Origin of the sequence: Aminobacter sp. NyZ550, from assembly GCF_025628925.2 — a bacterium.
GTDB lineage: Bacteria > Pseudomonadota > Alphaproteobacteria > Rhizobiales > Rhizobiaceae > Aminobacter > Aminobacter ciceronei.
Map to the genome: position 1 here is coordinate 4674417 of NZ_CP114190.1, position 16689 is coordinate 4691105.

The 16689-nt window shown below is 65.4% G+C and carries 10 protein-coding genes; 2 read left to right on the forward strand and 8 right to left on the reverse strand.

Features of this window, described 5'->3' with window-relative positions:
* Positions 1-66: 66 nt before the first annotated feature.
* Both pepN and N7E70_RS23300 read left to right on the forward strand, forming a co-directional pair.
* Positions 67-2712, forward strand: coding sequence for an aminopeptidase N (pepN, locus tag N7E70_RS23295; RefSeq protein ID WP_263007774.1), 2646 nt, complete (start codon positions 67-69; stop codon positions 2710-2712).
* A 234-nt stretch (positions 2713-2946) separates the two neighbouring features.
* The gene (locus N7E70_RS23300) at positions 2947-5277 is read left to right on the forward strand and encodes a PAS domain-containing sensor histidine kinase (RefSeq protein WP_263007775.1); all 2331 of its coding nucleotides are present in this window, start codon (positions 2947-2949) and stop codon (positions 5275-5277) included.
* A 3-nt stretch (positions 5278-5280) separates the two neighbouring features.
* Here the strand turns inward: N7E70_RS23300 and N7E70_RS23305 are convergent, their stop codons facing one another.
* The 8 genes from N7E70_RS23305 to N7E70_RS23340 form a co-directional block, all read right to left on the reverse strand.
* Positions 5281-6669 (reverse strand): serine hydrolase domain-containing protein, encoded by a 1389-nt coding sequence (locus N7E70_RS23305; RefSeq protein ID WP_263007776.1) that lies wholly within the window; start codon positions 6667-6669, stop codon positions 5281-5283.
* Positions 6670-6807: 138 nt separating this feature from the next.
* Complete coding sequence (locus N7E70_RS23310; RefSeq protein ID WP_263007777.1) at positions 6808-7260, reverse strand: EF-hand domain-containing protein; 453 nt, start codon at positions 7258-7260, stop codon at positions 6808-6810.
* Between the two features lie 66 nt (positions 7261-7326).
* Positions 7327-10290, reverse strand: a complete 2964-nt coding sequence (locus N7E70_RS23315; RefSeq protein WP_331461844.1) for a bifunctional [glutamine synthetase] adenylyltransferase/[glutamine synthetase]-adenylyl-L-tyrosine phosphorylase — start codon at positions 10288-10290, stop codon at positions 7327-7329.
* The gene (locus N7E70_RS23320; protein WP_067964314.1) at positions 10291-11727 is read right to left on the reverse strand and encodes a sensor histidine kinase; all 1437 of its coding nucleotides are present in this window, start codon (positions 11725-11727) and stop codon (positions 10291-10293) included. It abuts the gene before it with no gap.
* Entirely contained in the window at positions 11727-12401 is a 675-nt protein-coding gene (locus N7E70_RS23325; protein WP_067964316.1) for a response regulator transcription factor, read from the reverse strand. The genes N7E70_RS23320 and N7E70_RS23325 overlap by 1 nt, the downstream gene beginning before the upstream one ends.
* Before the next feature lie 186 nt (positions 12402-12587).
* Positions 12588-14117 carry a Do family serine endopeptidase gene (locus N7E70_RS23330; RefSeq protein WP_263007778.1) on the reverse strand — a complete coding sequence of 510 codons (1530 nt, stop codon included), beginning with the start codon at positions 14115-14117 and terminating at the stop codon, positions 12588-12590.
* A 117-nt stretch (positions 14118-14234) separates the two neighbouring features.
* Positions 14235-14702, reverse strand: coding sequence for a cytochrome c-type biogenesis protein (locus N7E70_RS23335; RefSeq protein WP_263007779.1), 468 nt, complete (start codon positions 14700-14702; stop codon positions 14235-14237).
* Positions 14699-16684: a heme lyase CcmF/NrfE family subunit gene (locus tag N7E70_RS23340; RefSeq protein WP_269441420.1), complete on the reverse strand. Its 1986-nt coding sequence runs from the start codon at positions 16682-16684 to the stop codon at positions 14699-14701. The genes N7E70_RS23335 and N7E70_RS23340 overlap by 4 nt, the downstream gene beginning before the upstream one ends.
* Between the last annotated feature and the right edge of the window lie 5 nt (positions 16685-16689).

The following is a 16689-nucleotide window of genomic DNA, read 5'->3' on the forward strand; positions in this document are numbered from 1 at the left end:
CAGCGGCCGCATATTTATTCTGCCAGGCTGCGGCCAGCATCCGGAAGTCGACAGGAAGGCCATCACATGCGCACTGATACTGGACAGGTGTTTCGTCTCGAAGACTACCGGCCCAGCGACTACCTGATCCCGAGGACCGAACTCGACTTCCGGCTCGGCGAGGACAGCACCAGGGTGGTGGCGCGGCTGACGATCGAGCGGCGTGCCGGCATCGACAAGCCGGTGCGGCTCGAGCTCGACGGCGACGGCCTGACCATGCGCCGCATCGAAATCGATGGCGAAGCCGTCGATGCCGCCGATTTCGACGCGACGCCCGACCGGCTGGTCATCTACAATCCGCCCGCATCCGGCCGCTTCACGCTTTTGATCGAGACCGAGCTGGCGCCGTCGCGCAACGAGGCGCTGATGGGCCTCTACCGCTCCAGCAACGTCTATTGCACCCAGTGCGAGGCTGAGGGCTTCCGCCGCATCACCTATTTCCTCGACCGGCCCGACATCCTGTCGGTCTATACGGTGCGGATGGAGGGGCTGCGCAGCGAGGCACCGCTGCTGCTCTCCAACGGCAATCCGGTCGAGCATGGCGACCTCGAAGACGGCTGGCACTATGCCGTCTGGCACGACCCCTTCCCCAAGCCGTCCTATCTCTTTGCGCTGGTCGCCGGCGATCTCGGCTGCATCAAGGACCGCTTCGTCACCGCCTCGGGCAAGCAGGTGGAGCTCGGCATCTATGTCGAGCGCGGCAAGGAGAACCAGGCCGGCTACGCCATGGACGCGCTGCGCCGCTCGATGACATGGGACGAGGAGGTGTTCGGCTGCGAATACGACCTCGACGTGTTCAACATCGTCGCGGTGTCGGACTTCAACATGGGCGCGATGGAGAACAAGGGCCTCAACATCTTCAACGACAAATATGTGCTGGCCGACGAAGAGACCGCGACGGATACCGATTTCGCCAATATCGAGGCGATCATCGCGCATGAATATTTCCACAATTGGACAGGCAACAGAATCACTTGCCGCGACTGGTTCCAGCTCTGCCTCAAGGAAGGCCTGACGGTTTTCCGCGACCATGAATTCTCCGCCGACCAGCGTTCGCGGCCGGTCAAGCGCATCGCCGAAGTGCGCACGTTGCGCGCCCACCAGTTCCCTGAGGACCAGGGCCCGCTGGCCCATCCGGTCCGCCCCAGGCGCTATCGCGAGATCAACAACTTCTACACGCCGACCGTCTACGAAAAGGGCTCGGAAGTGGTGCGCATGATCCGCACCATCCTGGGCGCCGAGACCTTCCGCCGTGGCATGGACCTCTATCTCGAGCGTCATGACGGCGATGCCGCGACCATCGAGGATTTCGTCAAGGTGTTCGAGGACGTGTCGGGCCGCGACCTGTCGCAGTTCGCGCTCTGGTACCATCAGGCCGGCACGCCCAATCTGAGCGTGACGACCAAGCACAGCCCTGCCACCGCCGAGTTCATCATAGAGGTCGAGCAATCGGTGCCGCCGACACCGTCGGAAAGCCGCAAGCGGCTGATGCACATCCCGCTTGCCTTCGGCCTGGTCGGCAGCGACGGCAAGGACATGGCCTATGGCGGCGCCGAGGGCGCTGTCGTCGAGGACGGCGTCATCCATGTGCGCAAGCGCAAGCATGTGGTGACCTTCTCCGGCGTCACCGAGCGGCCGGTGCTGTCGCTCAATCGCGGCTTCTCGGCGCCGATCACGTTGAGCATCGAGCAGCGGCCGGAAGACCAGATCTTTCTTGCCTCCCATGACAGCGACGCATTCTCGCGCTGGCAGGCGTTCAACACGCTTTTGACCGATGCGATCATCGCGGCATTCAGGAACATCCTCGGCGGCAAGCAGCCGAAATTCGGCGCCGAGCTGACAGGACTGGCCGGGCGCATCGCGGTCGACGACACGCTCGAGCATGCCTTCCGCGCTTTGGCGCTCGCTCTGCCCGGCGAGGCCGACATTGCCCGCGAGATCGGCAAGAACATCGACCCCGACGCCATCTTCGCCGGACGCGAGGCGCTGGCACGCAGCATCGCCGAAGCCAATGCAGGCGTCTTTTCGCAGCTTTACGACGAGCTGCTGATATCAGGTCCGTTCTCGCCGGATGCGGCGAGCGCCGGACGGCGGGCGCTGCGCAACACGCTGCTCGACTATCTCGCGATCCTGCCCGATGGCGCCAAGCGCGCGTCGGCACATTTTGCTTCCGCGACCAACATGACCGACCGGGCCGCGGCCCTTGCCGTGCTGGCGCATCGCCATGCCGGCAGCGCGGAAGCCAAGGCAGCACTTGCCGAGTTCGACAAGCGCTATCGCGGCGACCCGCTTGTCATGGACAAGTGGTTCATGATCCAGGCGACGGCGCCGGGCGCCGGCGCGGTCGATGCGGTGCGGGCGCTGACCGAACACCCGGCCTTCTCGATCGCCAATCCCAACCGGGTGCGCTCGCTGATCGGCGGTTTTGCCAGTGCCAACCAGACCGGCTTCCACCGCGCCGACGGCGCCGGCTACACCTTCTTCACCGAGACGGTGCTGACGGTGGAAAAGCGCAACCCGCAGGTCGCGGCGAGGCTGGCAACGGCACTCAGGTCGTGGCGTTCGCTCGAGCCCAAGCGCCAGGCCAAGGCCCGCGATGCCTTGCTGGCGATACAGGCCAAGGAAGGTCTGTCGGCCGACCTGCGCGACATCATCGAGCGCACGCTGGCCTGACCGGGCCGGCTTGCCACCGACATCGCCCGAAATGAGGCGGCTTCCGAAACCGGGGGCCGCCGCTTTCATTTGCGCGCTACCACGCCGCCAATTCGTCAGGCTTTTAGTCGAACTTTAATCTTTTTCGCGCCGGCCACTGGACAAGGCGAATCAGCTTTGATTCTTTAGTGACGATTCGGATGTTCGGCGTATTCCGCATCGAGTTACCAGGAAACGGGATTTGGGGAGCCATTTATGGCAAAGGCGGACGCGTGGGGCGCGCCCGATGAGACTGCTATTGGCCGTCGCAGGCAGGCGCGCAGCGCTGGCCTGGCGGGCAATGCACGCCTCATCGCCGAACCCGCATACCGCCGCCTGCTGGCCGCCGAGCCGCTGCTGCGCCGCTCGATCCCGACGCTGATCGTCGTCTTCCTGATCGTGATCGCCGGCACACGCTTCCTGTCGCTGATGGCGCAGCGCGACGACGTCGAGCGCAACGCCAAGGCGATCCTGGCGCTGTCGGCCGGCGAGTTGGTCAACGCGCTGATGGTCGGCGCCACCACCGAGCGGCCGCTTGCCGCCGCAAGCCAGGACCTGCTCGAACGCACGAGCCAGCAAGGCACGCTGAGCCGCAGCCATGTGGTTGCTTTGACCGACCAGAATTTCCGCATCGTCGCCGTCAGCCCGCAGTCGACCGGCTGGCAGGGCCAGGCGCTCGACGGCCTCGTCTCCGGCGGGCAGCCGCTGTTCATGTTCGGCGACCGCGCCGGCGTGATGGAGGTGCGCATCGGCGGCCGGGACTGGCTGGCAGCGGTCAGCATCGCCGACGACAAGCGCGCCGCGGCCGCCGCCATGGTGCCGCAGGATGCGGTGTTTGCCGACTGGCGCAAGACGGTGTCGCTCAATGTCGCGCTGTTCGTGATGACCGCCGGGATGCTGATCGTCATCCTGTTCGCCTATTTCAGCCAGGCGGCGCGCGCCCAGGCCGCCGACGGCATCTATCTGGAGGCGCATGAGCGCATCGACCTGGCGCTGGTGCGCGGCAAATGCGGGCTGTGGGACTGGGACATGGTGCGCGGCAAGATGTACTGGTCGCGCTCGATGTACGAGTTGCTCGGCTACGAGGCCTGCGAGGCGATGCTGTCGTTCGGCGAAGTCGCCCGCATCATCCATCCCGAAGACGGCGACCTGTTCGAACTGGCCAACCAGGTGATCATGCGCGAGGTCGACCATATCGACCGGGTGTTCCGCATGCGCCATGCCGACGGCCGCTGGGTGTGGATGCGCGCCCGCGCCCAGGTTGTCGATCCGGAAGCGCCTGAGATCCAGATGACCGGCATTGCCGTCGACATCACCGAGCAGCGCCACCTCGCCTTGCGCTCGGAGGCCGCCGACCAGCGGCTTCGCTCGGCGATCGAAAACATCACCGAATCCTTCGTGCTGTGGGATGCCAACGGGCGACTGGTGATGTGCAATTCGAAGTACCAGCACGACAACGGGCTCGCCGACCGCGACGTGCTGCCGGGCACGGCGCGCGAGGAGATCGAGGAGCGCATGGTCGCGTTCGCCTCCGAGCGGCGGCTGGCCAATGCCAACGGCCCGCGCGGCGGCGCCACCTATGAGCGGCAGCTGGCCGACGGCCGCTGGCTGCAGGTCAACGAGCTCACAACGCGCGATGGCGGCATGGTGTCGGTCGGCTCCGACATCACCCAGATCAAGCAGCACCAGGACAAGCTGATGGAGAGCGAGCGCCGGCTGATGGCGACGATCCACGATCTCAGCCTGGCGCGGCGCTCCGAGGAAGAGCGCTCGCACGAACTGGTCGAGCTCAACCGCAAATACATGAAGGAAACCGAGCGCGCCGAGGCGGCCAACCGGGCCAAGTCGGAATTCCTCGCCAACATGTCGCACGAGCTGCGCACGCCGCTCAATGCGGTGATCGGCTTCTCCGAGCTGATGGAAGGCCGCCTGTTCGGCCCGATGGGCTCGCCGCGCTACGAGGAATATGCCCGCGACATCAACTCCAGCGGCAAATACCTTCTGGGCGTCATCAACGACATCCTCGACATGTCGAAGATCGAGGCCGGCCAGTTCTCGATGGACCGCGAGGAGATCGATCTCTGCCCGCTGATCCGCGAGACGGTCCGGGTGGTGTCGCTGCAGGCGGCACAGAAGTCGATCACCGTGGAGACGCAGATCGCCGACTCGATGACGCTGTTCGCCGACCGCCGCGCGGTCAAGCAGATCGTCATCAACCTGTTGTCCAACGCGGTGAAGTTCACCGGCGAAGGCGGACGCATTTCGGTGCGGGCGCGCAACGCCTCGGGGGCGCTGACGCTGTCGATCGAAGACAATGGCTGCGGCATTCCCAAGGACGCATTGGGCAAGCTCGGCCGGCCGTTCGAGCAGGTGCAGAACCAGTTCTCGAAGAACCATGCCGGCTCGGGCCTCGGCCTTGCCATTTCGCGCTCGCTCGCCGAACTGCATGGTGGGGCGCTGAAGATCCGCTCGACCGAAGGCGTCGGCACCATCGTGTCGGTGCGCATCCCGGTGAAGAAGGTCGAGCGCCTGGCCAAGGCCGCCTGAGCATCACGGCATTTCAGGCAACCGCGCCTCGATGAACTCCAGCGGCCGTGTGCTGGCAGGCGGATCGAGATTGGACAAGGACACCAGCACATAACCCAGCTTGGGGAACACATGCAGGTCCCCGCTCATGCCCGGCGCGCCGCCATTGTGGCCAAACCCCTTCCAGTTGCCCTCGCCGACAACCGCGAAGCCAAGGCCGAACATCTGGACCTGCGTGCTGGTCGCCTGATCGAGCATGTTCTTCGAAATCAGCCTGCCCGTCTGTAGCGCGTCGACGAAACGCCAGAGGTCGCTGACGGTCGAATAGCCGCCACCGGCGGAGGTTCCGCGCCAGGGCAGCGTGGCCGTGTTGGGCGCAAGCCTGCCGCCTTCATTGAGATAGCCGATCGCGCGACCGGGGACAGTCTCGCTTTCCGGCAAAGAGCCCGTCGATGTCATGCCGGACGGCTCGAAAACGTTCTTCTCGACATAGTCGTCATAACTCATCCCGCTGACCTTCTCGATCAAGGCGCCGAGCAGGATGAAGCCGTAGTTCGAATAACGCTGCGTGGCGCCGGGCGCAAACAGCGGGGCGCGCGCACCATAGAGCGCGATGTAGTCGTCAACAGCTTTGAGCTTGAGCCGGTTACGGTCGAATTCGGGACCGAAGATATCTCCGGTACCGCCGGTGTGGGTCAGCAAATGGCGAACGGTGACCTTCCGGGCAATGTCCTTGTCGGGATAGTCGGTGAGATGTTTGCCGACCGGGTCGTCGAGGCCGAGCCTGCCGGCTTCGACGAGCTGCAGGATTGCCACCGCCGTGAACATCTTGTTCATCGAGCCGATGCGGAAGCTGCTATCGACCGTCACCGGCAGGCTGCGCTCGCGGTCGGCCAGACCCCAGGCTTTCTCCAGCACGACCTTGCCGTCCCTGGCGACCAGCACCGCGCCGGAAAAGCTGTCGGCAACAGCCGCCTCGTCCTGGCGTTTGACAAGTGCTGCGAGCGCCTCCGTCAAGGACAGGCGCTTGGGGCCCAGACCAGGCGGCGGCGCCACCGGGTCGAGGCGGAAGCCCGTCAGTTTGTGGTCCGAGCCGTCGCTCAACGACAGGTGCAACCGGGCAAAGCGGTCGCCGGCCTTTTCCCGGAGAATGGCGGTGAGCGCGGTGGCGTCGCTGGTCTCGACCTTGACCAGTTCGAAGCCGCCCGTCTGGGCGCGCAGGGCAGTCATGCCGGCGATCGGGTCGCTGGGCCGATAGGCGCGGTCGAAGGCCTCGGCCTTGGCCGCATCGCCGCTGTTGAACGCCTCCAGCAGTTCGGCCAGCACCTTGCCCGCCGGCGTCGGCGGCAAGGCCGATTGCGCCAAGGCGCCGGTAACAATGAACATCGAGAGAATGGCGGCGATCCAGCCCATGACGGGTCCTCCTGTGCAGGAGGCAAGCAGAGGCCGGCTTGATTGCGACAAGGTTGCGCGAGGCCGTGTCCGGACAAAACAAAACCTCCCGGAGAGGCAATCTCCGGGAGGTTCCTCAGCTCAGGTCACGCGTCGACGTCAGCGCTTGCCGTCGCGGCCATGCCAGCCGCGAACCGGCATCTCGTCCTTGACGATCTTGCCGTCGTCGTTGCGGTCGAGCAGCGCAAACAGCTTCTTCTGGCGCCCTTCGATCTCGGCCTTGGTCAGCTCGCCATCGCCGTTGGCGTCGAAGCGCTTGATCAGGCGCGCGGCCATGCGCTCGGCGCGCATACGCTGGATCTGGTCCGCCACCTCGGCAACGGTGATCTTGCCGTCGGTGTTCTCATCGGCATCCAGCAGCCGCGTATTCATGGCGGCAGTGAACTCCTCGAAGGTGACGTCGCCGCTCTTGTCGGCATCGGCCCTTTCGAAGCGCATCTCAGGCTTCATGTTCTGGCCGCGCGGCCCTTGCCCGTTGGCGGCAAAGGCTGAGGTTCCGGCCGTGCCCACGAGGGCGAGAAAGGCGATCGCGATCCTTGTTGACGTGTTCATGGGGTTTCTCCTGTTGCATCGACACCCCCGATGCTGATCGAAGTGCTCATGCGGCGTCCCATCGCCTCATTTGCCCTTCGCACGGAGCAGAAGGTCAAAGTGGCCCCTGACCTTTTGCGACGTCTCCTTGAGATGTGCCTCCAGCACGCTGAAATCGGGAAGGTCGGTTGCCGCAAGCAAAAGGTCCGACAACCCCGGCGGAACGTCGTTCCGCTCGAACGCACCGGTGAGACACAGCCTCGTCATCTGTGTGATCGCCTGATAGAGCCCGTAGGCATCGATGAGATCCTGCCGTACCTGCGCATCGGCAAAGCCAGGCGCAAGCCGGTGTAGCGTCTCGGCCGTTCCGGTGGCGTGGCCTTGGCCCTCGATCCGGCCGGTCAGGACCGCGACCTGAGCGATGAATTCCAGGTCGATCAGCCCGCCGGGCACAAGCTTGATGTCCCAGAGATCGTGCGGCGGCTTTTCGTCCTCGATCATCTCACGCATCTCGCGGGCCTCGGTCGTCACCTTGGCGGCATCACGCGGCAAGGCGATGATGGCGGCGACCTCGGCTTCGACCTCGGTGCAGAGCGAGGCGTCGCCGGCGATCGGGCGGGCGCGGGTCAGCGCCATATGCTCCCAGGTCCAGGCTTCGCCGCGCTGATATTTGCGGAACGAGTCGATATGGGTGGCCACCGGCCCCTTGTTGCCAGAGGGGCGCAGCCGGAGGTCGAGCTCATAAAGCACGCCTTCGGCCGTCGGCGCGGACACCGCAGCGATCAGGCGCTGGGTCATACGCGAGAAATAATGCGACGGCGCCATCGGCTTGTCGCCGTCGGACTCCTCCGCGGTCTCGCTGTGGTCGTAAAGCAGGATCAGGTCGACGTCGGAGCCGGCGGTCAGTTCGCGGCTGCCGAGCTTGCCCATGCCGAGGATCGCCACCCTGCCGCCGGCAACCTTGCCGTGGCGGCGGGCGAATTCGGCCTCGACGGCCTCGAGCGCCGCTCCGACCGTCAGGTCGGCGAGATCGGAAAAAGCCTTGCCGGCACGGGCGGAGTCGATCGCGCCGGCGAGCAGGCGCACGCCGATCAGGAATTTCTGTTCGGCGGCGAAGATGCGCAGGCGGTCGAGCACCTCCTCATAGAGCCGGGTGCTTTCGAGGAAGGCCGCAAGGCGCGCGGCAAGATAGGCGCGGTCGGGCAGTTCGGACAGCAATGCCGGGTCGAGCAGGCCATCGAAGACATGCGGCCGGCGGGTGATGATGCCGGCCAGCCGGGGGGCTGCGCCCATGATTGTGGCGAGCAGCTTGAGCAGGGCCGGATTGGACTGGAGCAGCGAAAACAGCTGGATGCCCGCCGGCAGGCCGGCGAGGAACTCGTCGAAACGCATCAGCGCCTCGTCGGCGCGGCGGGTCTTGCCGAAGGCTTCGAGCAGTGCCGGCGTGAGCTCGGTCAGCCGCTCGCGCGCCTCGGCCGACTGGGTCGCGCGGTAGCGGCCGAAATGCCAGCTGCGGATGACGCGGCAGATGTCGGAGGGGCGCTGGAAACCGAGCTGGCGCAATGTGTGCAGCGTGTCGGGATCGTCGACGTCGCCGGTGAAGACCAGATTGCCGACGCCGGAGGAGAGTTCGGGTGCCGCCTCGAACAGCGCTGCATAATGGCGCTCGACCTCCTGCAGCGAAGCGCGAAACGCCTTGGAGAAGGCATCCGCATCGGCAAAGCCGAGCATATGGGCGATGCGCTGGAGGCCTTCGTCGTCCTCCGGCAGCATGTGGGTCTGCTCGTCGGCGACCATCTGGATGGCGTGCTCGACGCTGCGCAGGAACCAGTATTGCCGTTCGAGCGCGTCGCGCGCCTCGGGCGTAATCCAGCCGCGCAAGGCAAGCTGCGTCAGCATCGGCACCGTCGCCTTGCCGCGCAATTCAGGGAAGCGGCCGCCGGCGATCAGCTGCTGGGTCTGGACGAAGAACTCGATCTCGCGGATGCCGCCGCGGCCGAGCTTGACGTTGTGGCCCTTGACCGCGACCTCGCCATGGCCCTTGTGGGCGTGGATCTGGCGCTTGATCGAATGGACGTCGGCGATCGCCGCGTAATCCATGTATTTGCGCCAGACATAAGGCTGGAGCTCCTTGAGGAAGGCCTCGCCGGCTGCGATGTCGCCCGCCACCGGACGCGCCTTGATCATCGCGGCGCGTTCCCAGTTCTGGCCACGGCTCTCGTAGTAATGCAGCGCGGCCAGGACCGGAATGGCGAGCGGCGTCGAGCCGGGATCGGGACGCAGGCGCAAATCGGTGCGGAAGACATAACCGTGCTCGGTGCGGTCCTGCAGGATGCGGACAAGCCGCCGGGTGAGCCGCGCGAACAGCTCCGTTGCTTCATACGGGTCGGCAATCGCCGGCGCCTCGGGGTCGAAGAACACCACGAGGTCGATGTCGGAAGAGAAATTCAGCTCATGGGCGCCGAGCTTGCCCATGCCGAGCAGGATCCAGCCGGAGCCGACAGTCGGGTTTTCGGGATCGGGCAGCTTGAGCTTGCCCTGGTCATGGGCGTCGCGGAGCAGGAAATTGACCGCCGCACCGGTGCACAGGTCGGCCAGGTCGCTCAGCCGGCGCACGCTATCCGCTGCACTCGCCTCGCCCGACAGGTCGGCAAGCGCAATCAGGAAATGCGCCTCGCCCTTGAGCCGGCGCAAGCGCATCATCAGGGCGTTTTCGGCGATGCCGTCCTCGAACGGGATAGCGGCAATCGCGATGCCGATGTCTGAAAGCCGCTGTTCGATAGTCTGGTCGAACAGCCTGTCCAGCATCTCCGGCTGGCGTCGGGCGCTGTCGCGCATGAATTCGGAAAGATCGAAGACGGCAGCGAGAAAGGACTGGGCCGGGCCTTTCGCCTTGAGGAACGTGGCCAGACGGTCGAGCCCCTCCTCCTTGGCCGTGCCGGCAAACTCCGCCAGCTCGCCTTGCGCGCGTGCCGGATCGAGCGGGGCGACGGTGCTTACCGGCTCCAGGCGCCACTCGATCGCTGTCTTCTTGGCGGCCTCGATCTTCATCTATGCGTCCTTCGATCCGGGAAAGCCCATCAGGACCGATAATCCGGGATTGCCGGGCAGAAGATCAAGCCGCCCATTGTGAAACTTCATCACCGCCTTGGCGAGGCTGAGCCCGAGGCCCGAGCCCGGCTGCGAGCGGCTCTTTTCCAGCCGCACGAAGCGTTCCGTGGCGCGCGCCCGATCGCCTTCGTCTGGAATGCCGAGGCCGTTGTCCGACACCTGCAGCCTGACTTCGTCGCCGTCGCGCTGCAGGGTGACGCCGACATGCGGCTTTTCGACCGCGCCGGCGGAATATTTGATGGCGTTGTCGATGATGTTGGACAGCGCCTGAGCGATCAGCTCGCGATTGCCGTTGACGACGACCGGACCGGCGACGGACGCCTCTAAGCCAACGCCCAGTTCCTCGGCGACCGGCTCGTACAGTTCGACGACGTCGTGAACCACGGCGGCGAGATCGACCTTGTCGGTGGATTCGGCGGAGTAGCCGGCCTCGAGGCGCGAGATCATCAGGATGGCGTTGAAGGTGCGGATAAGCTGGTCGGACTCGGCAATGGTGCCTTCGAGCGCCTCGCGATAATCGGCGCCGGTCTTCTTGCCCGACAGCGCCGCCTCGGCGCGGTTGCGCAGGCGCGTCAGCGGGGTCTTCAAATCATGGGCGATGTTGTCGGAGACCTGCTTCAGCCCATCATTGAGATGGGCGATGCGGGCCAGCATGGCATTGAGGTTTTCCGAGAGCCGGTCGAATTCGTCGCCGGCGCCTGTCACCGGCAGGCGGCCGCTGAGGTCGCCGGCCATGATGCGGCGGCTGGCCTCCGAGACGCCGTCGATGTGCTTGAGGGCGCGGCGGCCGACGAAATACCAGATCAGCAGCGCGCCGAAGCCCATCATGGCCAGCGCCAGCATCAGCGAGCGCTGGATCACGTCGCGGAACCGTTCGGGTTCGCCGAGGTCGCGGCCGACCATCAGGATCATCTGGTTGGGCAGGCGCAGCACCACCGCGATGGCGTTGTGGCCGACCTCGGTCGGTGTTTCCGTCTCGGCAGACTGGCGCCTGCCGGCAGCTTCGCCGTAGCGCTCATAGGAAAAGGGCAGTTCGGTCCAGCCTTCGCGCTGCAGCACGCCCGGCTGGATGCTCTGGACGTTGCCCGACAGGATCTGGCCGTTGGGGTCGGCAAGCAGATAGAGGTTGGCGCCGGGCTGGCGCGAACGCTGCTCGACCACGCGTACCAGCACCGGGATGCCGCCGCGCTGGTAGCCGCGGGCAAGGCCCTGGACCTCTTCGTTGATGGTTTCCTGGGTCTGGACCATCAGCATGCGTGCCGACAGCGACGTCATGTAGAAGACAAGCAGCACCGCGCAGAGGGCGAAAAGCAGGAGGTAGAGCGCCGAAAGGCGCGCTGCGGTCGTCTTCATGATGGCCGGCAGCCTGAATGCCATCAGCCCGCCTTGAGCATGTAGCCGGCGCCGCGGATAGTGTGCAGGATCGGCTTCTCGAAGCCCTTTTCGATCTTGCCGCGCAGGCGCGAAATGTGGACGTCGATGACGTTGGTCTGGGGGTCGAAATGATAGTCCCAGACGTTTTCGAGCAGCATTGTGCGCGTCACCACCTGGCCGGCATGGCGCATCAGATATTCGAGCAGGCGATATTCGCGCGGCTGCAGCACGATCTCCTGCGCAGCGCGCCGCACCGTATGCGACAGCCGGTCGATCTCGAGGTCGCCGACCCGGTAGAGCGTCTCGGATTCACGCGTCGGCGCACGCCGGTTGAGCACTTCGACACGGGCCAAAAGCTCCGAAAACGCATATGGCTTGGTGAGATAGTCGTCGCCGCCGGCGCGCAGGCCGGTGACCCGGTCGTCGACCTCGCCGAGCGCCGACAAGATCAGCACAGGTGTCGTGTTGCCGCGCGAGCGCAGGCCGGCAATCACCGAAAGACCATCGCGCCGCGGCAACATGCGATCGACGACAAGCACATCGTATTCGGCAGCATCGGCAAGGGCGAAACCTGAATCGCCATCGCCCGCGACATGGGCGGTGTGGCCGGCTTCCGCGAAGGCCTTCTGCATGTAGTCGGCGGCCTCACGGTCATCTTCGATGACAAGAATCTTCATGCCGTCGTTATACGCGATTTTGCGGGATGTCAGAGGCGACATGTCGTTTCCTCTCAACGTGAAAGCGGCAGCGGGCTGATGGGAGTCCGCTGCCGCCGGGCCGGAATAGAAGACTGACAGACTATCCGGCCGTCATCTCCCGTCATGCGGTCGGGGGTGATGAAACCACGCGACGGGAGCGACCGATCAGCCCTGGTTCAGCGGCAGGGCGACGAAGCGGTTGGAGTCTTCGCGGCTGATCTGGAACAGCACCGCCTTGCGGCCCGCCTTCTCCGCCTGGTCGAGCGCCTTGGTGACGTCGGCCGCCGACTGGACCTCGACAGCGTTCACCGCGGTGATGACGTCGCCGGCCTGGATGCCGCGATCGGCGGCGTCGCTGGAGGGATCGACGTCGGTGATGACAAGGCCTTTGCCATCCTCCGAGCGGGTCACGGTCATGCCGAGATCGGCCAGCGTGCTCGGCTCGGATGGCGATGCCGGCTGGTCGGCGGAGGCCTTCTTGTCGCCGCCCGGGATTTCGCCGAGGTCGACCTTCAGCGTCTCGGCCTTGCCGTTGCGCCAGACAGTGATGTCGACCGACTTTCCTGGCGTGATGCCGGCGATGAGGCGCGACAGTTCCTTCGGCGAGGCGACGTCCTGGCCGTTGACCCCGGTGATGATGTCACCGGCAGCAATGCCCGCCTTCTTGGCCGGGCCGGCGTCCTGGGCGCTTGCAACGAGCGCGCCCTTCTCGTCCTTGAGACCGAGGGACTCCGCGACATCGGCAGTGACCGGCTGGATTTCCACGCCGAGCCAGCCGCGCTGCACGCTGCCGTTCTTCATCAGATCCTGCACCACCTGCTTGGCGGTCGAGGCGGGAATGGCGAAGGCGATGCCGACATTGCCGCCCGAGGGCGAGAAGATGGCGGTGTTGATGCCGACGACTTCGCCGTTCAGGTTGAAGGCGGGACCGCCCGAATTGCCGCGGTTCACCGCAGCGTCGATCTGCAGGAAGTCGTCATAGGGGCCGGCACCGATGTCGCGGCCACGGGCCGAAACGATGCCGGCAGTGACGGTGCCGCCGAGACCGAACGGATTGCCGACGGCGACGACCCAGTCGCCGACACGAACCTTGGCGTCGTCGGCAAAGCCGACATAGGTGAACTTGGTGCTGGCATCGACCTTGAGCACGGCGAGGTCGGTGCGCGGATCGGTGCCGATCAGCTTGGCGTCATATTCCTTGCCGTCATTGGCGACAACGGTATAGGCGGTGCCGTCCGAGACGACATGGTTGTTGGTGACGAGATAGCCGTCCTCGGAGATGAAGAAGCCCGAACCCTGCGCCACCGGCCGCGGCTTCTGGCTGCCGTCGCGACGGTTGAAGCGCGGACGGTTCTGGTCGCCATAACCATCCTGGCCGAACTGACGGAAGAAGCGCTTCAGCGGGTGGTTGTCGGGGAGATTGTCAAAACCCTGCTGGTCGGAGAAAGGCGACATGCCACGGTCGGAAGCCGCATCGATCCGGGCCTTGACCTGCACGCTGACCACGGCCGGCGAGACCTGCTGGACGACATCGGCAAAACCGGGCGCCTGGGGCGCTTCGACGCGCACGGCCTCGGCATAGACGGGCGCGGTTCCGCTGGTGACGGCGCCGAGGCCGATCGCGCCCGCCAGGGCGACGGATGCGGCGGCAGCCATGAGACGCTTGCGAGAACGCGAAAGGGGGGTGGTGCTCATTGTCTCTGATCCTCTTGAACAGGATGCCGGGGTGCGCATCCGTTGGTTCAAGAGATAGAGGAGCTCACATTACGCGATCATTTCCGAAGCATGAAACTTTGGTAATGTTGACGTGGCTCAGGCGTCCTTGTTCAGGATCGCGTCGAGTGCTGCCTGCTCGTCCTTTGTCAGGCCGGCCGGCTCCTGCCTGCGCCGCGAGCGGGCCTGCAGGACGACAAAGGCGCCGCCGCCGAGCAGCAACAGCACCGGCGTGCCCCACAACAAGGCATTGCGCAGATTGAACTGCGGCTTGAGCAGCACGAACTCGCCATAACGCGAAACGATATAGGCCATCACCTGCTCGTCGCTGTCGCCGGCCAGCAACCGCTCACGCAGCAGCACGCGCAGATCGCCGGCCAGTTCGGCATCGGATTCGTCGATGGACTGGTTCTGGCAGACCATGCAGCGCAGCTCTTCCGAAAGCAGCCGCGCGCGCGCCTCGAGCTTCGGATCGGCGAGCGTTTCGCTGGGCTTCACCGCAAGCGCGGTTCCCGCAAACAGCAGTGCGGCGACAAATCCGGCAAGCGCCGCCAGCCGGGTCTTCATGGCGTCACCGCAGCTGGTTTGGCGGCGGACTTGCGCCGCGCCGGCGCGCCCACCCGCAGGCGGCGGTCGAGCAGCGAGACGAAGCCGCCCAGCATCATGACAAGCGATCCGCCCCAGATCAGCGTCACCAGCGGCTTCCACCAGACACGCACGACCACGGAGCCGTCTCCCGCTTCATCGCCGAGCGAGATGTAGAGCTGGCTGAGCCACATCGTCTTGATGCCGGCCTCCGTCGTCGGCATCTGCCGCACCGGATAGAAGCGCTTGGACGACATGATGACATCGCTCGGCTGGCCATTGGTGCCGAGCAGGGAGAAATGGCCCTGATCCTCGGTGAAGTTGGGTCCACGCACCGGCGTCAGCCCGTCGAAGCGCAGGCGGTAGTCGGAGATCTCAACCACCTGCCCCGGCTTCATGACAAGGATCGCTTCCTTTTCGAAGGAGAGCACGCCGACGATGCCGAGCAGCGTCAGGCCAAGGCCGAGATGGGCGATCGCCGTGCCGAACACCGAGCGCGGCAGGCCGACGAAACGGCGCAGCGCCATCCTGGGCGCGACATTGCCGATGCCGGCCTTCAAGGCGAGGTCGGTGAGCGCGCCGAGCACCAGCCAGGCCGAGAGACCGGCGCCGAGGGCGGCGAAGACGGAGGCGCCGTCGATGAACAGGTAGGTCACCAGCACCGCCAGCAAGGCAGCACCAAAGGCAAACATCAGCCGCTGCGCCACGGCAAAGACATCGCCGCGTTTCCAGGCCAGCAACGGACCAAACGGCACGACGACCAGCAGCGGGATCATCAGCGGGCCGAAGGTGAGGTTGAAGAACGGCTCGCCGACGGAAATCTTGTCGCCGAACAAGGCTTCGACGACCAGCGGATAGAGCGTGCCGATCAGCACGGTCGCAGTCGCCGTGGTCAGGAACAGATTGTTCAGCACCAGCGCGCCTTCGCGCGAGATCGGATGGAAGATGCCGCCGGCCGCAAGCTGCGACGCCCTGAAGGCAAACAGCGCCAGCGAACCGCCGATGAACAGCGTCAGGATGCACAGGATGAACACGCCGCGGCTCGGGTCGCTGGCGAAGGAGTGGACCGAGGTCAGCACGCCCGAACGCACCAGGAAGGTACCGAGCAAGGACAGCGAAAACGTCAGGATGGCGAGCAGCAGCGTCCAGATCTTCAGCGCCGAGCGCTTTTCCATGACGATGGCCGAGTGCAGCAGTGCGGTGCCGGCCAGCCAGGGCATGAAGGACGCGTTCTCGACCGGATCCCAGAACCAGAAGCCGCCCCAGCCGAGCTCGTAATAGGCCCAGTAGGATCCCATGGCGATGCCGCCGGTCAAAAACACCCAGGCGGCAAGCGTCCACGGCCGCACCCAGCGGGCCCAGGCCGCGTCGATGCGGCCTTCGATCAGGGCTGCGACCGCAAAGGAGAAGCAGACGGAAAAGCCGACATAACCGAGATAGAGCAGCGGCGGATGAACGGCGAGGCCGATGTCCTGGAGGATCGGGTTGAGGTCCTTGCCCTCGATCGGCGCCGGCACGAGGCGGGCGAACGGGTTGGAGGTGATCAGGATGAACAGCAGGAAGGCCGTGCCGATCCAGCCCTGGACGGCGAGCACATTGGCGCGCAGCGTGGCCGGAAGGTTGCTGCCGAAGGCCGCGACCAGGGCGCCGAAGAAGCTGAGGATCAGCACCCACAACAGCATCGAGCCTTCGTGGTTACCCCAGGTGCCGGTGAACTTGTAGATCAGCGGCTGCAGCGAGTGCGAATTCTCCCAGACATTGGCAACCGAGAAGTCGGACTGGACATAGGCCATGGTCAAGGCGGCGAAAGACAGGGCGATCAGGGCAAAACCGGTGACGGTCACCGGACCACCGACCGCCATCAGCCTGGTGTCGCCCTTATAGGCCCCATAAAGCGGGACCAGCGACTGCACCAGCGACAGGGCGAACGCCAGGATAAGCGCGAAGTGACCCGTCTCGACCATCAGCG

Coding starts and splice junctions, on each gene's coding strand:
- pepN (WP_263007774.1), top strand. CDS start 67: ATGCGCACTGATACTGGACAGGTGTTTCGTCTCGAAGACTACCGGCCC.
- N7E70_RS23300 (WP_263007775.1), top strand. CDS start 2,947: ATGGCAAAGGCGGACGCGTGGGGCGCGCCCGATGAGACTGCTATTGGC.
- N7E70_RS23305 (WP_263007776.1), bottom strand. CDS start 6,669: ATGGGCTGGATCGCCGCCATTCTCTCGATGTTCATTGTTACCGGCGCC.
- N7E70_RS23310 (WP_263007777.1), bottom strand. CDS start 7,260: ATGAACACGTCAACAAGGATCGCGATCGCCTTTCTCGCCCTCGTGGGC.
- N7E70_RS23315 (WP_331461844.1), bottom strand. CDS start 10,290: ATGAAGATCGAGGCCGCCAAGAAGACAGCGATCGAGTGGCGCCTGGAG.
- N7E70_RS23320 (WP_067964314.1), bottom strand. CDS start 11,727: ATGGCATTCAGGCTGCCGGCCATCATGAAGACGACCGCAGCGCGCCTT.
- N7E70_RS23325 (WP_067964316.1), bottom strand. CDS start 12,401: ATGAAGATTCTTGTCATCGAAGATGACCGTGAGGCCGCCGACTACATG.
- N7E70_RS23330 (WP_263007778.1), bottom strand. CDS start 14,117: ATGAGCACCACCCCCCTTTCGCGTTCTCGCAAGCGTCTCATGGCTGCC.
- N7E70_RS23335 (WP_263007779.1), bottom strand. CDS start 14,702: ATGAAGACCCGGCTGGCGGCGCTTGCCGGATTTGTCGCCGCACTGCTG.
- N7E70_RS23340 (WP_269441420.1), bottom strand. CDS start 16,684: ATGGTCGAGACGGGTCACTTCGCGCTTATCCTGGCGTTCGCCCTGTCG.